18 protein-coding genes are annotated in these 18,284 nt (G+C 65.2%); 15 read left to right on the forward strand and 3 right to left on the reverse strand.

Annotation, left to right across the window (positions count from 1 at the left end; translation table 11 throughout):
* The first annotated feature begins 70 nt into the window (after positions 1–70).
* From nusG to rplA, 3 genes are all read left to right on the forward strand, one after another.
* Complete coding sequence (gene nusG / locus BW971_RS02705; RefSeq protein WP_076476166.1) at positions 71–886, forward strand: transcription termination/antitermination protein NusG; 816 nt, start codon at positions 71–73, stop codon at positions 884–886.
* Between the two features lie 149 nt (positions 887–1,035).
* A complete protein-coding gene (gene rplK, locus BW971_RS02710; protein WP_076476168.1) occupies positions 1,036–1,470 on the forward strand; it encodes a 50S ribosomal protein L11 in 435 nt (144 codons plus the stop codon).
* A gap of 80 nt (positions 1,471–1,550) precedes the next feature.
* Positions 1,551–2,264, forward strand: a complete 714-nt coding sequence (gene rplA / locus BW971_RS02715; protein ID WP_076476447.1) for a 50S ribosomal protein L1 — start codon at positions 1,551–1,553, stop codon at positions 2,262–2,264.
* Positions 2,265–2,326: 62 nt separating this feature from the next.
* Here rplA and BW971_RS02720 read toward each other — a convergent pair whose 3' ends face one another.
* Positions 2,327–3,019 carry an alpha/beta fold hydrolase gene (locus BW971_RS02720; protein WP_076476450.1) on the reverse strand — a complete coding sequence of 231 codons (693 nt, stop codon included), beginning with the start codon at positions 3,017–3,019 and terminating at the stop codon, positions 2,327–2,329.
* A 95-nt stretch (positions 3,020–3,114) separates the two neighbouring features.
* Between BW971_RS02720 and BW971_RS02725 the strand changes: the two genes are divergently transcribed.
* Complete coding sequence (locus BW971_RS02725) at positions 3,115–3,939, forward strand: DUF2786 domain-containing protein (RefSeq protein ID WP_076476169.1); 825 nt, start codon at positions 3,115–3,117, stop codon at positions 3,937–3,939.
* Between the two features lie 25 nt (positions 3,940–3,964).
* Here the strand turns inward: BW971_RS02725 and BW971_RS02730 are convergent, their stop codons facing one another.
* The gene (locus tag BW971_RS02730; protein ID WP_076476171.1) at positions 3,965–4,453 is read right to left on the reverse strand and encodes a TIGR04338 family metallohydrolase; all 489 of its coding nucleotides are present in this window, start codon (positions 4,451–4,453) and stop codon (positions 3,965–3,967) included.
* Between the two features lie 257 nt (positions 4,454–4,710).
* Positions 4,711–6,714 (reverse strand): CocE/NonD family hydrolase, encoded by a 2,004-nt coding sequence (locus BW971_RS02735; protein ID WP_083709188.1) that lies wholly within the window; start codon positions 6,712–6,714, stop codon positions 4,711–4,713.
* 593 nt (positions 6,715–7,307) lie between these two features.
* On the opposite strand from BW971_RS02735, the gene rplJ reads away from it, so the two are divergent.
* The 11 genes from rplJ to BW971_RS02790 form a co-directional block, all read left to right on the forward strand.
* The gene (gene rplJ / locus BW971_RS02740) at positions 7,308–7,841 is read left to right on the forward strand and encodes a 50S ribosomal protein L10 (RefSeq protein WP_076476173.1); all 534 of its coding nucleotides are present in this window, start codon (positions 7,308–7,310) and stop codon (positions 7,839–7,841) included.
* A gap of 81 nt (positions 7,842–7,922) precedes the next feature.
* Entirely contained in the window at positions 7,923–8,315 is a 393-nt protein-coding gene (rplL, locus tag BW971_RS02745; protein ID WP_076476175.1) for a 50S ribosomal protein L7/L12, read from the forward strand.
* Positions 8,316–8,574: 259 nt separating this feature from the next.
* Positions 8,575–9,786 carry an ABC transporter ATP-binding protein gene (locus tag BW971_RS02750; RefSeq protein WP_076476177.1) on the forward strand — a complete coding sequence of 404 codons (1,212 nt, stop codon included), beginning with the start codon at positions 8,575–8,577 and terminating at the stop codon, positions 9,784–9,786.
* A gap of 46 nt (positions 9,787–9,832) precedes the next feature.
* On the forward strand, positions 9,833–10,639 hold the full coding sequence (locus tag BW971_RS02755) for an MlaE family ABC transporter permease (RefSeq protein WP_076476179.1): 807 nt from the start codon (positions 9,833–9,835) through the stop codon (positions 10,637–10,639).
* 14 nt (positions 10,640–10,653) lie between these two features.
* A complete protein-coding gene (locus tag BW971_RS02760; protein WP_076476181.1) occupies positions 10,654–11,514 on the forward strand; it encodes an MlaE family ABC transporter permease in 861 nt (286 codons plus the stop codon).
* A gap of 1 nt (position 11,515) precedes the next feature.
* A complete protein-coding gene (locus BW971_RS02765) occupies positions 11,516–12,853 on the forward strand; it encodes an MCE family protein (protein ID WP_076476183.1) in 1,338 nt (445 codons plus the stop codon).
* Entirely contained in the window at positions 12,850–13,917 is a 1,068-nt protein-coding gene (locus tag BW971_RS02770) for an MCE family protein (protein ID WP_076476185.1), read from the forward strand. Before BW971_RS02765 ends, BW971_RS02770 begins: the two co-directional genes overlap by 4 nt.
* Before the next feature lie 78 nt (positions 13,918–13,995).
* Complete coding sequence (locus BW971_RS02775; protein ID WP_076476454.1) at positions 13,996–15,042, forward strand: MlaD family protein; 1,047 nt, start codon at positions 13,996–13,998, stop codon at positions 15,040–15,042.
* On the forward strand, positions 15,042–16,349 hold the full coding sequence (locus BW971_RS02780) for an MCE family protein (RefSeq protein ID WP_407701182.1): 1,308 nt from the start codon (positions 15,042–15,044) through the stop codon (positions 16,347–16,349). Before BW971_RS02775 ends, BW971_RS02780 begins: the two co-directional genes overlap by 1 nt.
* Entirely contained in the window at positions 16,349–17,665 is a 1,317-nt protein-coding gene (locus BW971_RS02785) for an MCE family protein (protein WP_083709189.1), read from the forward strand. The genes BW971_RS02780 and BW971_RS02785 overlap by 1 nt, the downstream gene beginning before the upstream one ends.
* Positions 17,662–18,284: MlaD family protein (locus BW971_RS02790; protein WP_143690168.1), on the forward strand; the 623-nt coding region annotated here is incomplete at its 3' end. The genes BW971_RS02785 and BW971_RS02790, both read left to right, overlap by 4 nt.

Consider the following 18,284-nt stretch of genomic DNA (forward strand, 5'->3'; position numbering starts at 1 on the left):
TGACGGACTCGCAGCGGGCGGATTCACAGCGGGCGAAGCGTCACCACCAGGAAAGGGAGAGTGGGCTGCAGTGAGCACCCCCGAGAACGACACCGAGCGCATCCAGGACGCCGATGTCGAGGCGATCGAGTCGGGCGCGGATGCGCTCGACGCACCCGTCGACGTCGCGGCGACCGAAGAGCTGACCGAGACGGTGGCGGAATCGATCGAGTCGACCGACCACACCGCTGACGCCCCGACCGCTGACGTCGAGGTGGAGGAGGAAGAGGACCCGGTCGAGGCGCTGAAGAAGCAGCTCCGCCGTGCCCCCGGTGACTGGTACGTCATCCACTCCTATGCCGGTTACGAGAACAAGGTGAAGGCCAACCTCGAGACCCGCGTGCAGAACCTGGACGTGGGTGACTACATCTTCCAGGTGGAGGTGCCCACCGAAGAGGTCACCGAGATCAAGAACGGCCAGCAGAAGAAGGTCAACCGCAAGGTGCTGCCGGGTTACATCCTGGTGCGCATGGACCTGAACGACGAGTCGTGGGGCGCGGTGCGCAACACCCCTGGGGTGACCGGATTCGTCGGTATGACGTCCAAGCCGTCGCCGTTGTCGATGAAGGAAGTGCTGCAGTTCCTGCTGCCGCGTGCCGACACCAAGAAAGCCGCATCGACGTCGAAGACCGGCGCCGAGAGCGTCGAGGAAGCAGCCGCCGCGGCAGGAATCGAGGTCGACTTCGAGGTCGGCGAGTCGGTCACCGTCATGGACGGGCCGTTCGCGACGTTGCCCGCCTCGATCAGCGAGGTCAACACCGAGCAGCGCAAGGTCAAGGTGCTGGTGTCGATCTTCGGTCGCGAGACGCCGGTGGAACTGGCCTTCAATCAGGTCGAGAAGATCTGATGAGAGCGTGCGCGCGTCAGGTCGTCGCAGGCCTCATCAGATCGCAGGTCGAGAAGATCTGACGATTTCTCAGATCGCCGATCTGAGCACGAGACTTCCGCGTCTCCAGCGGACGCGGAGAACCGAGAACGAGTAAGGAACGAAGAGAGATGCCCCCCAAGAAGAAGAAGCTCGCCGGCATCATCAAGCTCCAGATCGCGGCCGGGCAGGCCAACCCTGCACCGCCCGTCGGTCCGGCGCTCGGTCAGCACGGCGTGAACATCATGGAGTTCTGCAAGGCCTACAACGCGGCCACCGAGTCGCAGCGCGGCAACGTGGTCCCGGTCGAGATCTCCGTCTACGAGGACCGGTCCTTCGACTTCAAGTTGAAGACCCCACCCGCGGCCAAGCTGCTGTTGAAGGCGGCAGGCGTGCAGAAGGGCTCGGGAGAGCCGCACGTGAAGAAGGTCGGCAAGGTCACCATGGACCAGGTTCGTGAGATCGCCAAGACCAAGGCCGAGGACCTCAACGCCAATGACGTGGAACAGGCCGCCAAGATCATCGCCGGCACCGCCCGGTCGATGGGCCTCACCGTCGAGGGCTGACAAAAAACACCAGTAGTGGGAGGGCCGGCTTCGGCCCGACGACCACCCATCCGCGTCCGCGCGGAGAAGGAATGAGCAACATGAGCAAGAAGAGCAAGGCCTACGAGGCCGCCGCCGCCAAGGTGGACCGAGACAAGCTGTACAGCCCGCTGGAGGCTGCAGCGTTGGCCAAGGACACCGCGTCGACCAACTACGACCCGACCGTGGAGGTCGCGGTTCGTCTGGGTGTGGATCCCCGCAAGGCCGACCAGATGGTGCGCGGCACCGTGAACCTGCCGCACGGTACCGGCAAGACCGCGAAGGTGATCGTGTTCGCCGCGGGCGACAAGGCCGCAGAGGCCGAGGCCGCAGGCGCCGACGAGGTGGGTGCCGAGGATCTGATCGCCAGGATCCAGGACGGATGGCTCGACTTCGACGCCGCGATCGCCACCCCGGATCAGATGGCCAAGGTGGGACGCATCGCCCGCGTGCTGGGGCCGCGCGGTCTGATGCCGAACCCGAAGACCGGCACCGTGACCAACGACGTCACCAAGGCGGTCAACGACATCAAGGGCGGCAAGATCAACTTCCGCGTCGACAAGGCGTCGAACCTGCATTTCGTCATCGGCAAGGCGTCGTTCGAGCCGAAGGCGCTGGCCGAGAACTACGGTGCCGCGCTCGAGGAGGTGCTGCGGGCCAAGCCGTCGGCGGCCAAGGGTCGTTATGTGAAGAAGGTGACGGTCTCGACGACGTCGGGCCCGGGTATCCCGGTCGACCCGGCGCGCACCCGCAACTACGCGGACGACGAAGCGTAGCGAGAGTCGCAAGTCCCAGACAGCCGCGGAGGATCTGACGATCCTCCGCGGCTGTCGTCGTCTCACAGGCTCGACGCCACGTCATGGAGGTAGCGGGCGATGGCGCGTGGGTGCGAGAGCATCGCCATGTGCCCGCCGTCGACGATGTCGGGTTCGACCCCAGGCAGCCGCTCGGCGACCATTCCACGCATGAACGCCTCGGGGAAGAAGCGGTCGTCGCGTAGCACCAGAAATCTGGTGCTGACCTCGGGTAGACCGACGCCGGGCCATGGCGCCCGCGACGGGGTCTCGGACTGGCCCCGTTCGATCTCCGTGGCCACCAGCGCGGCGTCGACGCCGTTGTAGAACAGCGCATCCATGTCGGATGCGTCCCAGCCGCCCTCGGCGGCGGCGCGTCGTTGGGCGGATGCGGTCTGTGTGTTCGACCACCAGTCGGCGGGCCGCTCGCCCGGTCGCGGGACCATCGCGGAGACGAAGACCAGCGCTGCCGCGGCCAGTCGGTCGACCACCAGGGGACCGGTGAAGCCGCCGAAGGAGTGCGCGACCACCACCACGGGGTCGTCGGAGTCCGGCGGCCGCGCGTGGACCACTTGCGTGACCACCGTCTCGGCGTAATCGGTCAGGTCGGCGGTGTCGTCCTCCGACGGCAGATCCACCGGGATGGCCGTGTGCCCGAGTGCAGTCAACTCGTCGATCACGAACCGCCAGTACGCGGGATCCGATGCCGCCCCGGGAACGAGTACGTAGGTGGCCATGGCGCGGAAGCTAGCACGCCGGATCCACGCCGCTCCGCCGAACGACACATCGTCGGGTTGGGGAACCGGGTGCCGTGCTCATTAGTCTCACGGGTATGCGAGACGACAAGTTGCTCACCCGGATCTCGGGTCTCCTCCGCCAGGCCGAGGGCACCGACAACGAGCACGAGGCGCAGACGTTCATGCAGGCCGCGCAACGACTGGCGACCGCGGCGTCGATCGACCTCGCGGTTGCTCGGGCACACGACCCGAACGCCCGCGCCGCGACCGTCCCCGTCTCCCGTCAGGTGCGCATCGGCACCGCGGGCAAGAAGGGACTGCGCACCTACGTGCTGTTGTTCGTGGCCATCGCGCACGCCAACGATCTCAAGGTCGATGTGGCAGGCAACTCGACCTACGTGATCGCGTACGGCTTCGCCGGCGACATCGACAGCGTGGAGGCGCTGTACTCGTCGTTGGTGATCCAGATGGTCGCCGCCAGCGACGGCTATCTGAAGTCGGGGGCATATCGCGGCGAGACCGCGGCACGGGTGGTCACCCAGCACGGCCGATGGGTCAGCAGGCGGGTGGTCGAACACAAACCCTTATCGCCCATAACCGCACGCCTGAACTTCCAGACCGCGTTCGCGGACCGCATCGGTACCCGGCTGACCGAGGCGCGCGATCAGGCACGGGCGCAGGCGACCGGTGCCGAGACCGGCGCGTCCGGTGGCAGTACCGCGATAGCGTTACGCGACAAGGAGATCGAGGTGGTGGACTTTCATCGCAGTGAGTCGCAGGCGCGGGGTTCCTGGCGATCGAGCAGCGCCTCGGCGGGTTATTCGGAGGCGGCTCGGCGGGCGGGTGACCATGCGGGACGTCGGGCCAGGATCGGTAACGACCGTGAATTCGGCGCTCCGGGTGGGCAACTGGGCTCCTGACGGAATGGGCAGGAGTCCCGTCGCGTCAACTGTTGCGCACCCCGGAATCGTGATACCACGCGCGCAGCAGGAGTGCCGCGGGCTCTCCCACCACGATGCCGACCACATGGAGCATGGCCTCGCGGAACTCCACCCCGTGCCAACGCGTCCCGGACGGACCGGCGGCGAGGCCCTTGCCGACGGTCAGATGGTGAGCGAGCTCGTGCAGCACGGTGCTCTCCCGCCCGTATTCCCTGTTGTGCAGGGGAATCGCGATCGTCGCGGTCGACGGTTCGTAATGCGCCGCAGCCTGCCCGCGACGTTCGCGGACGCGGACCGGCGCGACGCTGGGGTACGCGTCACGCACGGATGGCAGGGCCAGCACGCGGTCGGCATATCGCTGAACCGACGGGATGTCGGCGAATCGCTTCTGGGCGTCGATGTAGAGCTGTGACCCGTGGAAATCCACCAGACCGCCCCGGTCGAGAACCGCGGACCAGAGCTGTTCGGCCTCGTAGACCGCCGACGCGCTCACACCGCACACCTGCCGCCGGAGAGCGGAACCCGGCCGTCGCCCACAACACCCCCACGGTTGTACCTGTGCGGGCCCAGCGTAGCACCCAGGATATGACCACTCGTGTCGTGTCGCGTTGGGTTGCCTTGGGACGCAACGGCATTGCTTGAACAAAGTGCTGGTGGGCGCACAGGAGCGGACGTGGCGGGTCACCTACAGCCAGCCGTCGACCGGTCGGTGACGGCGGTGTGGAACGTGAGGCCCGGCTGAGCCGGTGCTCACCAGCCGGGGGTGCCGATGGCGCGGAAGGTGAGGTGACCGGGCTTGTCGGGGTCGAGGACCAGCTGTTGATGACGACCGCGGGCCTTGATCAGATCCGGCACGGTGGTCATGTAGCGCGGAAAACTCGCCGCGTAGACGTCGACCCGCAAGCGGTGCCCGATGTCGATCAGGGCGTCGGTGGGTACCAGGTCCACGTCGAGGGCCAACGGAACGTCCGAGGGCACCGGCAGCTTACGGACACGGCTGAGGAAGTGATGGGCCATCAGCAGGCTGCCGTCCTCCGCGTACTCCGACAACGCCGGGTCGATGGCGCGGTTGGACATGCTCAGCGCGCCGTTGGTGAGGACCGTGGAGGTGCCGTCGGGCGCGACGTCGTTGACAGTGACGGCCCAGATCCCCTCGTCGGCGCTGGTGCTGACGTACAGCCGCAGGTTGATCGCACCGGTCAGCTGGGTGGGCACGTCCACCGGCGCGGTGGTGAACGACAGGGCACCGCGTTCCTGGAACCGGGCGTCGTGGGTGTACGACCGGCCCAACACCATCGATGCGCCCGCGGTTACCTGCGTCATGTCCCGCGACCGCAGTCCGCGGATGTCCGGCCGGGCCGCGACGGTGGTCACGGTCGACGGTCGATAATGGCTGAGCCCGCCGTCGAACTGGCTGTGCTCGGCGGTGCCGGAGCGCCGCTCGTTGAGATACAGGCGGTGCAGCGTCGCCGACGGTCGGGGGTAGGAGTCTGCCGAGCTCCAGATCCCGCCCTGTTGCTGGAGGGTGACGGGTCCGTATTCGTCGACGCCGTTGTCGTCGGACTTGAGCCAGCGGTCGAACCAGGCGCGTTCGAGGACGTCGATACGCGGTGGGCAACCGGCACCGCCGAACCCGGCCCCAGCGTCGAGGTGGTAGCCGTCGGCGATGATGAGCTGTTTGTGCCCGGGCGGGAGGTTCAGCCGGTTGTAGACGGTGGTCGCACTGCGGCCGAACAGGTCGTGCCAGGCTCCGAACAGGAAGGTCGGTGCGGTGATCCGGTCGACCTGAGGGTCGCGCTCGTCGAAGTACTGGTCGTCGTAGATCCTGTCGTCGCGTCCGGTGAGGAATCCCCAGGCCAGCGACCCGACCTCGGTGGCGGGTGAGGCAAGTCGGTCGCGGAGCCAACGGTGCAGGTTGCCTCGGGCGGCGTCGCGCAGCGCCGTCGCCGGATGCGGTACCCACTTCAGGGCGTTGACCACGGACAACCACAACGGGATGAACATCGACGGCATGCCACCGGTGATGTAGATGTCGCGGACGATGTCCTCGCAGCCCTCCACCGCGAAGACCGCACCCAGAGCGGCGGGACGTTTGTCGGCCGCCTGCAGGGAGTTGATGGCCGAATACGACCAGCCGGCCATCCCGACCTTGCCGTTGCACCAGATCTGGGCGGCGGCCCACTCGATGATCTCGACGGAGTCCCGCTGTTCGCGGTCACCCAGGATCTGCCACTTGCCGTGGGACGCACCGGTGCCGCGAACGTCGACGATGAGCTGCGCGTACCCCGAGCGAACCAGACTGCGGTTGATGCCGAACGCGTCGAAGACGCCGCCGGCGAGCACCTTGGTGAAGTCGGTGACCCCCTCCAACGGTGTGCCCGACAGGTCGATCCGGGCCGAGGCGGTGTGCAGCGCCTTGCCGAGCACCGGAGCATGCAGCACCTGATCGATGACGTCGACCAGGGCGCGGTTGTAGGGGTTGACGTTGACGATGGCCGGATACGGCGTGGACACCGGTGTCCCGGTCCGGTCCGCGGGACGGACCAGAGTGGCTCGCAACCGGACCCCGTCGCTCATGGTGATCTCGATGTCGCGGTCGAGGTGCACGCGTGGGTGGGTCTGCTCACCGTCGACCGTGCTACGCCACCGGAGTCCGTCGGCGCCACCGGTCGGGTCGCCGAGCGGCAGGGTCGGTCGCGTGGGCACGGGCGCTGCGATGGGCCGCGTGTCGAACGGGGTGGGCTGGTAGGCCACGGTGTCCTCCTGGTGCGGAGCTCGGGCCTCGTCTGGCGAGCACCGAGCGTGCGGGGTCGGCCGCGACCTCCCTCGAAGGTGAGGTGACGACGGGGGCCGATCCGCCGCTCACCTGGTGTGTCGTCGGGAGCACCTCGATGTGTTGCACATCACTCCCGGCGGGTCAGCACAATGTAACCGACCGTCCGCTCGGTGCCCATCCCGCGTACCAGTCGTGAGCAAATCTTGACTCGGTCTCGAACGGGTAACGGCGGATGGGGTGCACATCCACGATGACGCTGCGGCGACGGCGATTTGGTCCTCACCTGCCCGTTCGGGTACTCTCGACGCAGGTCAGATCGGGAAGTGTCCTGTTCTGAGCCGGTTCAACCAGAGACCGTTGGTCGTCGGAGTCCGTGAGGGCGCCGATCGAAGGTCCGACATCGTCGGCGGCCCACGCAGGGAGAACGTGGAAGTACCGGTGGTGACCTCGGTTGCCGTCTCCAGTGCGCCCCGTGCCCTCTGCGGCCGGGGCGTTTGTCGTCTGTGCGTGTGTCGCGCAGACGATGTCGATGTCGGGTGGCCAACTCCATCGACACGAGAGGAGGCGAAGTATGGCCAAGTCCGAGAAGGTCGCCGCAGTCGCGGAGATCACCGAGCAGTTCAAGGGCGCCACGGCGGCTGTGATCACGGAATACCGTGGACTGTCGGTGAAGCAGATCTCCGAGCTGCGACGTTCCCTTGGCGAAGGCGCAACCTACTCCGTCGCCAAGAACACCCTGGTCAAGCGCGCTGCCGATGAGGCGGGCGTGCAGGGTCTCGACGAGTTGTTCGTCGGACCGACCGCGATTGCCTTCATCGAGGGCGAGCCGGTCGTTGCGGCGAAGGCGATCAAGAATTTCGCCAAGGACAACAAGGCCCTCGTGGTCAAGGGCGGCTACATGGACGGCCGCGCGCTGTCCGTGCAGGAGATCGAGCAGATCGCCGACCTGGAGACCCGTGAGGTGTTGCTGGCCAAGCTCGCCGGTGCCATGAAGGGCAATTTGGCAAAGGCCGCCGGACTGTTCAACCAGCCGGCATCGCAGGTCGCTCGCCTGGCGGCGGCCCTGCAGGAGAAGCAATCCACCGAAAGCGGGGCGAGCGAGTAGTCCTCGCCCGCTTCACCACATCTGACCCTCACGTGGGGATCACAACCCCCGCGGGGGAAACAAAGAGGAAGGACGCCGACCATGGCGAAGCTCACCGCTGACGAGCTCATCGATCAGTTCAAGGAACTGACCCTGCTGGAGCTCAGCGATTTCGTGAAGAAGTTCGAAGAAGTCTTCGAGGTCACCGCGGCCGCTCCGGTCGCCGTTGCCGCCGGTGGTGCTGCCCCGGCCGCCGGTGGCGCCGACGCCGCCGCCGAGCAGGACGAGTTCGACGTCGTGCTCGAGGGTGCGGGCGACAAGAAGATCCAGGTCATCAAGGTGGTCCGCGAGATCGTCTCGGGTCTGGGTCTGAAGGAGGCCAAGGACCTCGTCGAGAGCGCGCCCAAGGCGCTGCTGGAGAAGGTCGACAAGGAGTCCGCCGAGGCTGCCAAGACCAAGCTCGAAGAGGCCGGCGCGAAGGTCTCGGTCAAGTAATTCCGCCGCGTCCGCAGCCGCGGATCAGGCGTTCACAGGGCCGGTGTGGGGTATACCCCACACCGGCCCTGTGTCATCGCGGCCTCGTATCCGCATTCCGAAGGTCGTTTACGCAGGTCAGCGCTGCTGATGGCACGCATGCCGTAAACGATCGGCAATCTTGCCGTGGCGAATGATCCGATATGTGTCGGACCTGACGCAGACGTAGGTTAGAGTGACTCCAGCCACAGGGGCTTGGGGGAAGTCGAGAGGTCATTCCGTGGGTGTTGAAGTCAGTGTTGAACACTTGACCAAATCGTTCGGGTCGTCGACGATTTGGCGTGATGTGACGCTCACACTGCCCAAGGGCGAGGTCTCGGTGCTGCTCGGACCGTCCGGCACCGGCAAGTCGGTGTTCCTGAAGACGCTCATCGGCCTCCTGAAGCCCAACGAGGGCAAAGTCATCATCGACGGCACCGACATCACGGAGTGCAGCTCGAAAGAGCTGTACGAGATCCGCAAGCTCTTCGGAGTGCTGTTCCAGGACGGCGCCCTCTTCGGCTCGATGAACCTCTTCGACAACACGGCGTTCCCGTTGCGCGAGCACACCAAGAAGAAGGAAGACGAAGTCCGTGACATCGTCATGGAGAAGCTGGAGCTCGTCGGCCTGAACGGCGCCGAGAGCAAGCTTCCCGGTGAGATCTCCGGTGGTATGCGCAAGCGCGCCGGTCTGGCCCGCGCACTGGTCCTCGACCCGGAGATCATCCTCGTCGACGAGCCCGACTCCGGCCTAGACCCGGTTCGTACCACGTACATCTCGCAGCTGCTCATCGACATCAACGCGCAGATCGACGCGACGATGCTGATCGTGAGTCACAACATCAACATCGCACGAACCATCCCCGACAACATGGGGATGCTGTTCCGTAAGCAGCTCGTGATGATGGGTCCGCGTGAGGTGTTGCTGACCTCCGAGGAGCCGGTGATCAAGCAGTTCCTCACCGGTTCTCGACTCGGCCCCATCGGCATGTCCGAGGAGAAGGACGACGCGACCAGGGAAAAAGAGCAGGCAATGGTCGACGCCGGCCACACCGACGGCGGCACCGAGCTCTCCGAGGGAATCCAGCCGCAGGTCCAGCCCACCCCGGGAATGCCCGAGCGCAAGGCCGTCGCCAGACGTCGCGAACGCGTCCGCGAGATCATGCACACCCTCCCCGAGAACGCCCAGCGGGCGATCGAGGAGAGCATGAAAGACGAGCAGGAGCTCGAGGAGAAGCGCCAGGAAGTCGGCGACCAGCTCGACGAGAACGGTTCCGGTGACGAGAACGGTTCCGACAACAACAACAACGAGCGGCGAGGCGACGAGCGCGGCGGAGACACCGACCGCGACGAGGCCTACGCCAATTCTGGGTCGGGGAGCGGCTACGAGCCGTCCGAGGCCAACACCGAGCAGTTCCCTGCGTACCGACCCGGCAACCATCCCGGGCGGTGACGTGGTGCCCATCCGTACCGACGATGATCGCGCCGGAGAAAAGTAGATGACCTCAGCCACCACGCGTGGCATCGATCGGGTGACGAAGGCCGGAAACTCTGCGATGACGCAGGCCGGCAATCTGATTCAGCTGTTCATCGATGTTGCACGTAATATCTTCGCGCGGCCGTTCCAGCTCCGGGAGTTCATCGAGCAGGCATGGTTCATCGCCAGCGTCACCATTCTGCCGACCGCCCTCGTCGCCATTCCGTTCGGCGCGATCGTGTCGCTGCAGACCGGCTCGCTGATCAAGCAGTTGGGCGCGGAAGGGTTCACCGGCGCCACCAGCGTCCTGGTGGTCGTCCAGCAGGGCTCGCCCCTGGTCACCTCGCTGCTCATCGCCGGTGCGGCGGGCTCGGCGGTCGCCGCCGACCTCGGTGCCCGCACCATCCGCGAGGAGATCGACGCGATGATGGTGCTGGGCATCAATCCGATCCAGCGCCTCGTGGTCCCGCGCGTGCTCGCGATGGTGTTGGTCGCCGTGCTGCTCAACGGTCTGGTCTGTGTGGTCGGCATCGGCGGCGGTTACTTCTTCAACGTCGTCATCCAGCAGGGAACGCCGGGTGCGTATCTGGCCTCGTTCAGCGCGCTCGCCCAACTGCCGGACCTGTACGTCGCCGAGCTGAAGGCGGCGATCTTCGGTGTGCTCGCCGCGGTGGTCGCCTGCTACAAGGGGCTCAATCCCAAGGGCGGTCCGAAGGGTGTCGGCGACGCGGTGAACCAGAGTGTGGTCATCACCTTCCTCCTGCTGTTCTTCGCCAACCTGATTCTCACCGCCGTCTATCTGCAGGTCATTCCTGCCAAGGGATCGTAGGAGGTGGCCACACCATGACAATCGCCAAGAGCAGATCAGACGCCCTCGCCGCACGCACCCGCAAGGTCGCGCAGGTACCGCTGAACACACTCGACGGTGCCGGGGAACAGTTGTCGTTCTACGGTCGCGCCATCGGCTGGGGACCGCGAACGATCAAGCAGTACCCCAAAGAGGTGTTCCGACTGTTGGCCGAGGTGGCCTTCGGATCCGGTGGCCTCGCCGTGATCGGCGGCACCGTGGGCGTGATGGTGCTGCTGTCGGGTTTCACCGGTGTGGTGGTGGGCCTACAGGGGTACTCGGCGCTGGAACAGATCGGTTCGCAGGCCATCACCGGCTTCCTGTCGGCCTACATCAACACTCGTGAGGTCGCCCCGATCGTGGCCGGTCTGGCGCTGTCGGCCACCGTCGGTTGTGGTTTCACCGCACAGCTCGGCGCCATGCGCATCTCGGAGGAGATCGACGCGCTCGAGGTGATGGCCGTCCCGTCGGTGCCGTTCCTGGTGACCACCCGGGTGGTGGCCGGGTTCGTCGCCGTCATCCCGCTGTACGTCCTGGGACTGCTCTCGGCCTACATCGCCTCTCGATTGATCAACGTGACCTTCAACGGGCAATCGACGGGATCCTACGACCACTACTTCAATCTGTTCTTGCCGCCGGAAGATGTGCTGTGGTCGTTCGGCAAGGTGTTGATCTTCGCCTTCGTCATCATCCTCATCCACTGCTACTACGGTTACAACGCCAGCGGCGGTCCGGCCGGGGTGGGTGTGGCCGTCGGTCGCGCCGTGCGAACGGCTCTGGTGCTCGTCGCCCTGTTGGACTTCTTCCTGGGTCTCGCCATCTGGGGCACCACGACGACCGTTCGAGTGGCGGGTTGACATGAAGGCACTGCGTACGCGCCTGCTGGGCCTCGTGTTCTTCATCGTCGTCATCGTCTTCATCGGCGGAGCGATCCTCAAGTTCACGCAGACGTTCACCTCGTTCACCGACGTCAAACTCGTCACCGACTCGGCAGGCAACGCCCTGCCGGACCGGGCCGACGTGAAGGCCCGTGGCGTGGTCGTCGGGGAGGTGCGCTCGGTCGCACCCGACCAGGCCGACGGCTCGGTGGTGGTGACTCTCGGCCTCAAGCCGGACATGGCCAAGATGCTGCCCCGCGACACCACCGCACGCATCCTGCCGAAGACATTGTTCGGTGAACGCTACGTGGCTTTGCAGGTCCCGGACGGTCAGGTGGACACCAAGCCCGCGTTGAGCAACAACACCACCATCGAGCAGGACCGCAGCGGTAATGCACTCGAGATCCAGCAGTTCTTCGATGGGCTGCTGCCGGTCCTCAAAGCCATCCCGCCGCAGGACCTCAACATCACGCTCGGCGCGCTGTCGAAGGCGCTCGACGGCAACGGCGAGAAGCTCGGGACGACGGTCGACCAGCTGAACACGGTGTTCACCCAGGTCAACGACAACATGCCCGAACTGCAGGGGACGTTGCGTGGACTGGCCAGCTTCTCGCAGACCTACAAGACCGCGTTGCCGGATGTCATCGACGCTCTGGACACGCTGCGCACCACCAGCAACACCCTGGTGGAGAAGCAAGGTGACCTCCGCTCGTTGATCTCCACGCTCTCGCAGGCATCGGTGGACACCACGAATTTCCTGAGCACCAACCGGCAGGACCTGCTCGACCTGTTCATCAAGTCCGAGCCGCTGCTCACAACGCTGGCCAAGCAGTCACCGGCGTTCGGTTGCACGTTCAAGAACTTCGCGGGCATCGTCCCGGAGTCGAGCAAGATCACCGGTGAAGGCACGCGTAACCCCGGCGTCAAGGTCACCCTGACGTTCTCCAACCCCCGCGGACGCTATCTGCCGAACCAGGACGAGCCCCGACTGTTCGCCGACCGCGGCCCGATCTGTTACGACAAGCCGACCCCGGGTCGCCCGTTCGGTCAGTATCCCGGCGGATCGCTCAACGACGGTTCCTATCAGCCGCCGTCGCGCAACCCCGGACCGGCAACGGTCAAGACGCTCGCGGAACCGCAGTTCTCCCCGACGCCTGCCGGCACGATCACGCCCTCGGTGTACAACGACCCACGTAACAAGCTGGCGCTGAAGGCGATCATCGCCTCCACTGCGGGCACCGACCCGGCCGATGTTCCCGATTGGATCGGACAGATCATCGCCCCGACGATGCAGGGAGCGCAGGTGACGGTCCAGTGAGAGGTCTGCTCGGTCCACTCGTCAAGCTGGTGGTTTTCGCGGTGGTCACCGTGGTGGCCACCGCGTTGCTGGGGATCACGATGGCCAACTCCGGGACGTCCGGAGACGACGACTTCACGGCCATCTTCTCCGACGCGGTGCTGCTCAACAAGGGTGACGACGTCCGCGTCGCCGGCGTGCGGGTGGGTCAGGTCACCGAGGTGAAGATCCATGATCGCTCCCAGGCCGAGGTCAAGTTCAACGTCAACCGCAAGACACTTCCCGACGGCGTGCAGGCCTACATCAGGTTCAAGAACCTGCAGGGCCAGCGGTACGTGGCATTGGAGAAGGGCGCCGGAGACCCGTCGTCGACCATCTCCAGCGGCAGCACCATCCCGTTGTCACAGACCCATCCGTCGCTGAACCTCAACGATCTGTTCAACGGGCTCAAGCCGCTGTTCCAGCAGCTGACCGCCGACGACGTGAACAAGTTGTCGAACGAGATCATCCAGGTGTTCCAGGGTGAGAGCGGCACGGTCAGCGAGCTGATCAGCGACACCTCGAGCCTGACCAACACCCTCGCCGATCGCGACCGGGTGATCGGCGAGCTGATCACCAACCTGACGACCGTGCTCAAGACGGTCAACGACCACGACGATCAGTTCACCTCGTTGCTGCAGAACACATCGGCCTTCGTGAGCGGGCTCGCCGCGCAGCGCGGCTCGGTGGGATCGGCGATCACCTCGCTGGCCAACTTGACCGGGGTGACCAACTCGATCCTGTCGCCCACCCGGCCGGCAATCCAGGGTTCGATCTCAGCGCTGAACCAGGTCGCCGGGGTCATCAACAGTCGCCAGAAGGATCTGGAGAAGACCCTGTCCACCCTGCCGGTGAAGGCGCAGAAGATCGGCCGTGCCGCGACCTTCGGCTCGTGGTTCCAGTTCTATCTGTGCGGACTCGACATCGTGGCGGGCAACGGTAAGAGCACCGTGCTCACCCAGCCGCTGGTGCCGCTGCCGGACATCAACCACGTGCTGTACACCAACGCCGCGACGCGTTGCTGGTCAGACAATCGGCCGGGTTGACGGCGATGGCAGGGCAGCAGACCGCGAACGACAGACCAACGGGGATCGACGGACCAACGGTGAGCAGGGGAGGTGACCATGGCCGGCAGGACTGAGGGACGTAGTCCGGTGACCGTGGGTGCGTTGGGCATCCTGATCTTGCTGATGGTGACGGTGGCGGCGTTCTATCTGAGCTCGCTGCCGCTGGTCGGCGCCGGTGTGACCTACAGCGCCTCCTTCACCGAGGCCGCTGGTCTGCGCAAGGGTGCCGAGGTGCGAGTGGCCGGTGTGAAGGTCGGCAAGGTCAACTCGGTGGAGTTGAACGACGACAACAACCGCGTGATCGCGAAGTTCCAGGTCAACAACGCCTGGATCGGTGATCAGACATCGGCGTCCATCCAGATCAAGACCGTGCTCGGTCAGAAGTATCTGGCGCTCGAACCGAACGGTTCGGAGTTGGCGGACCCCAAGAAGCTCATCACCCGGACCACGTCTCCGTACGACGTGATCGAGGCGGTCTCGGACGTGAGCCGACAGGTCACGAACATCAACACCGACCAGCTCGCCACCAGCTTCCGGACGCTGTCGGATTCGCTGTCGGGAACCTCGTCCGACCTCGGACCGGCGCTCGACGGCCTGACCCGACTGTCGCAGACCGTCTCCAGTCGTGACCAGCAGGTACAGACCCTGCTCGCCACCACCAAGGACACGTCGAAGCTGCTCGCCGACCGCAACGACGAGTTCCAGAAGCTCATCGCCGGCGCGGGTGGTCTGCTCACCGAGCTGAACAACCGCCAGAAGTCCATCTCGCAGCTGTTGTCCAGCACCACGGCGCTGTCCACCACGCTGACCGGGATCGTGCGGGACAACGAGAAGCAGATCGGTCCGACGCTGGACTCGCTGAAGCAGGTCACGGCACTGCTCAATCGTCAGCAGAACAACCTGCGCGACTCCATCAACTACCTGGCGCCGTTCTATCGCCTGTACTCCAACGTGCTGGGCAACGGACGCTGGTTCAACGCCGCGATCACCAACATCCTGCCGCCGGGCCTGCCGCAGGGTCCGCTGGTCGGCGCGCCGAACACCACGCGTCCGCCGGGTAAGACGAAGCAACTCAACAACGGTGGAACGGAGGCGACCGGATGATGGCCAACAGCCAGACCAACTCGGGTCCGGGCAAGTGGTTCACCGCCCGCCATGTCGTCGTCATCGTGATCGCGCTGGTGCTCGCCCTGATCGTCGCGGTGGCGCTGTGGTGGGTGTTCAACGCCGCCGGCAAGACCAAGATCACCGCGTACTTCGAACGAGGGATCGGCATCTACAAGGGGTCCGACGTACGGATCCTGGGCCTGCCCGCGGGCAACGTCGACAGCGTCACCCCCCAGGGCGACCGGGTGAAGGTGACCATGTCGGTGGACAGCGACATCAAGCTGCCCCGTGACGTGCGGGCCGTACAGATCACGCCGTCGATCGTCGCCGACCGGTTCATCCAGCTCACCCCGACATGGCAACCGGGTCAGCCCAAGGCGGACAAGAACATCACGCTCCAGCTGAATCAGACCATGATCCCGGTGGAGGTCGACGAGCTGTACAGCAGCGTCAAGAAGTTGTCCGTCTCGCTGGGTCCCCAAGGCGCCAACAAAGACGGTGCGTTGACCAACCTCGTGACGACCACCGCCCAGAACCTGGCCGGCAACGGCGAGAAGTTGGGCAACACCTTCACCCAACTCACCAAGGCGGCCAACACGCTCGACGAGTCGCGGGGAAACCTGGTGGACACGATCAAGAACCTGGACAGCTTTGTCGGGATGCTGCGGCAGAACGACGACCAGGTGCGCACCTTCAACACGCAGATGGCGTCGTTCAACAGCTTCCTGGCCGGTGAGCGCAGTCAGCTGGGTGAGGCACTGAACAAGCTGTCGATCGCACTCGGTGACGTGGCTACCTTCGTCCAGGACAACCGCGACGCACTCGGTGACCGGGTCAACGAGTTGTTGCCCACCACCAAGACTCTCGCCGACACCAAGGCCAAGCAGAAAGAGATCCTGACGCTGCTGCCGCTGGTGTTGAACAACTTGGTGAACTCGTACAACGCCGAATCGGGAACCCTCGATCTGCAGCTGGTCATCCCGGAGTTGCAGAACATCCCGGGTGCGGCGTGCAAGTTGCTCGACCTTGGCAAGTTGAAGCCCGGCGACCCGGCCTTCCAGCAGTTCTCCAACACCTTGCGGCCATTGCTGGACCAGTGCGGCAACGTGGCCAAGCAGATCAACAACAACGTGCAGACCCCGTTGCTCAATCTCCCCTTCGGAATCATGAGCAACTACTACAACAACAAGCGCGGAGGAGTCCCGGGAACGCAGCCGGGTACCCCGGCGCCGGACCTGCAGGGCGCGGTGCCCTCGGGCCCTGCCGCGCCGAACAACCCCTCGCAGGGAACGGGGACCAACTGATGTCGAAAGCGACGATCTGGCCGCTTCGCGCGCAGCAGCTGGCGGCGGGGCTGGACCGCATCGGTCCACGTCGAATCGTGTTGGCCGCCGTGTCGGTGGTCACCGCGGCGGGGATCACCGGCTGTGGCGGCATCTCCTCGGTGCCGCTGCCGGGCGGCGCCGACACCGGCGATCACCCGCGCACGTACAACATCCAGTTCGCCGACGTACTCGACCTGGTGCCGCAGTCGGCCGTCAAGTTCAACGGTGTGGTGGTGGGGTCGGTGAAGAAGATCAGCATCGCGCCCGATCAGTGGACCGCCAACGTCAAGGTCGAGGTCAAGGACGACGTCAACCTCTCCGATCAGTCGCGTGCCGAGGTGCAGCAGACCAACCTGCTGGGTGAGAAGTTCATCTCGCTGGAGGAGTCGAAGAACTCCCAGGGGGCGGCGCGCCAAGACCCCGCGCAGCCGATTCCGCTGGCTCGTACCCGGACCGCCACCGACGTCGAGCAGGTGTTGGGTGCGCTGTCGATGCTCCTCAACGGTGGTGGTCTGGCGCAACTGAAACCGATCGTGGACCAGTTGAACACCGCATTCGGCGGACGCGAGGACCGCGTCAAGTCCCTGCTGAATCAGACGGCCACGTTGATCAACGGCCTGAACGTGCAGAAGGACAACATCGTCAGCGCCATCGACGGCCTGGCGCAACTGTCCAACCGTGCGGTCGCACAGAAGTCACAGATCGAGGCGATCCTGCGGGATCTGCCTGCCGGCATCGGTGTCCTCGAGGATCAGCGCCCGCAGTTGGTGAGCCTCCTCCAGCAGCTGGACAAGCTGGGCCAGGTGGGCGTGGACGTCCTGGGACGAGCGCGTAACGAGATCGTCACCGACCTCAAGGCGCTGCGCCCCACGTTGCAGGCGCTGGCGGACTCCGCGCCGGATCTGATCACCGCGCTCCCGCTGTTGCCGACGTACCCGTTCCCGGACTCACTGCTGCCGGGCGTGCACGGGGACTCGACCAACCTGTACGCCACGCTGGATCTACGACTGTTGAACCAGCTCGACGATCTGGGCGTGGGCCAGGGTGATCCGGTGTACCGGGCGCCGGATTCCGGACCTCAACCGAAGATCGATCCGAAGAACCCCTACTACAACGGCAACGGGCCGCGGCTGGGTTATCCGACCATCACGCTGCTGCCGCTGCTCAACGCGCGACCCGGACCGAACACACCGCCATCGGGTGGCCAGTACTCGGTCTTGCCGACACCGGCACAGAACCAGCCGTTCCTGGCCGGTGCGGCGGCCATGCTGACAAACGGGAAGGGTGCGGCGTGATACCCAGGGTTGCGAAGTGGCAGTTGGTGATCTTTGCGATCGTCGGTATTGCTGCGTTGGTGTATACGGCGATCACGTATGCCCGGGTGGATCGGTTGCTGGGTGTGGGTACGTACACGGTGAAGGCGATTTTCCCTGACTCGGGTGGCATTTTCCAGAACGCCGAGGTGACGTATCAGGGTGTGCCTGTGGGTCAGGTGGGGACGTTGCGGTTGCAGCAGGATGGTGTGGCGGTCGATCTGCTGATCAATTCGAGTGGTCCGAAGATCCCGGCCTCGGCGGTGGCGGTGGTGGCGGATCGGTCGGCGGTGGGTGAGCAGTTCGTGGATCTGCGGCCGGCCAACACCGCGGGTCCGTACCTCAAGCAGAATTCGGTGATCACGAATACGCAGATTCCGACTCCGTTGCAGGATGTGCTGAAGAGCGCGGTTGATCTGACTGATTCGGTGCCGGTGAATGATCTGTCCACGGTGGTGACCGAGTTGGGCAAGGCGTTGAACGGTCAGGGGGAGAATCTTCGGAAGTTGTTGGATTCGTTGAGTGATTTGTCGAAGGCCGGGTTGGACAGTTTGCCGCAGACGGTGTCGTTGATCCAGAACAGTGATGTGGTGTTGGGGAC

It is taken from the genome of Williamsia sterculiae (genome assembly GCF_900156495.1).
GTDB classification, from domain to species: Bacteria; Actinomycetota; Actinomycetes; order Mycobacteriales; family Mycobacteriaceae; genus Williamsia_B; species Williamsia_B sterculiae.

Coding starts and splice junctions, on each gene's coding strand:
- rplK (WP_076476168.1), top strand. CDS start 1,036: ATGCCCCCCAAGAAGAAGAAGCTCGCCGGCATCATCAAGCTCCAGATC.
- BW971_RS02775 (WP_076476454.1), top strand. CDS start 13,996: ATGGCCGGCAGGACTGAGGGACGTAGTCCGGTGACCGTGGGTGCGTTG.
- BW971_RS02780 (WP_407701182.1), top strand. CDS start 15,042: ATGGCCAACAGCCAGACCAACTCGGGTCCGGGCAAGTGGTTCACCGCC.
- BW971_RS02720 (WP_076476450.1), bottom strand. CDS start 3,019: ATGGCCACCTACGTACTCGTTCCCGGGGCGGCATCGGATCCCGCGTAC.
- rplL (WP_076476175.1), top strand. CDS start 7,923: ATGGCGAAGCTCACCGCTGACGAGCTCATCGATCAGTTCAAGGAACTG.
- BW971_RS02765 (WP_076476183.1), top strand. CDS start 11,516: ATGAAGGCACTGCGTACGCGCCTGCTGGGCCTCGTGTTCTTCATCGTC.
- BW971_RS02725 (WP_076476169.1), top strand. CDS start 3,115: ATGCGAGACGACAAGTTGCTCACCCGGATCTCGGGTCTCCTCCGCCAG.
- BW971_RS02755 (WP_076476179.1), top strand. CDS start 9,833: ATGACCTCAGCCACCACGCGTGGCATCGATCGGGTGACGAAGGCCGGA.
- BW971_RS02760 (WP_076476181.1), top strand. CDS start 10,654: ATGACAATCGCCAAGAGCAGATCAGACGCCCTCGCCGCACGCACCCGC.
- rplA (WP_076476447.1), top strand. CDS start 1,551: ATGAGCAAGAAGAGCAAGGCCTACGAGGCCGCCGCCGCCAAGGTGGAC.
- BW971_RS02785 (WP_083709189.1), top strand. CDS start 16,349: ATGTCGAAAGCGACGATCTGGCCGCTTCGCGCGCAGCAGCTGGCGGCG.
- rplJ (WP_076476173.1), top strand. CDS start 7,308: ATGGCCAAGTCCGAGAAGGTCGCCGCAGTCGCGGAGATCACCGAGCAG.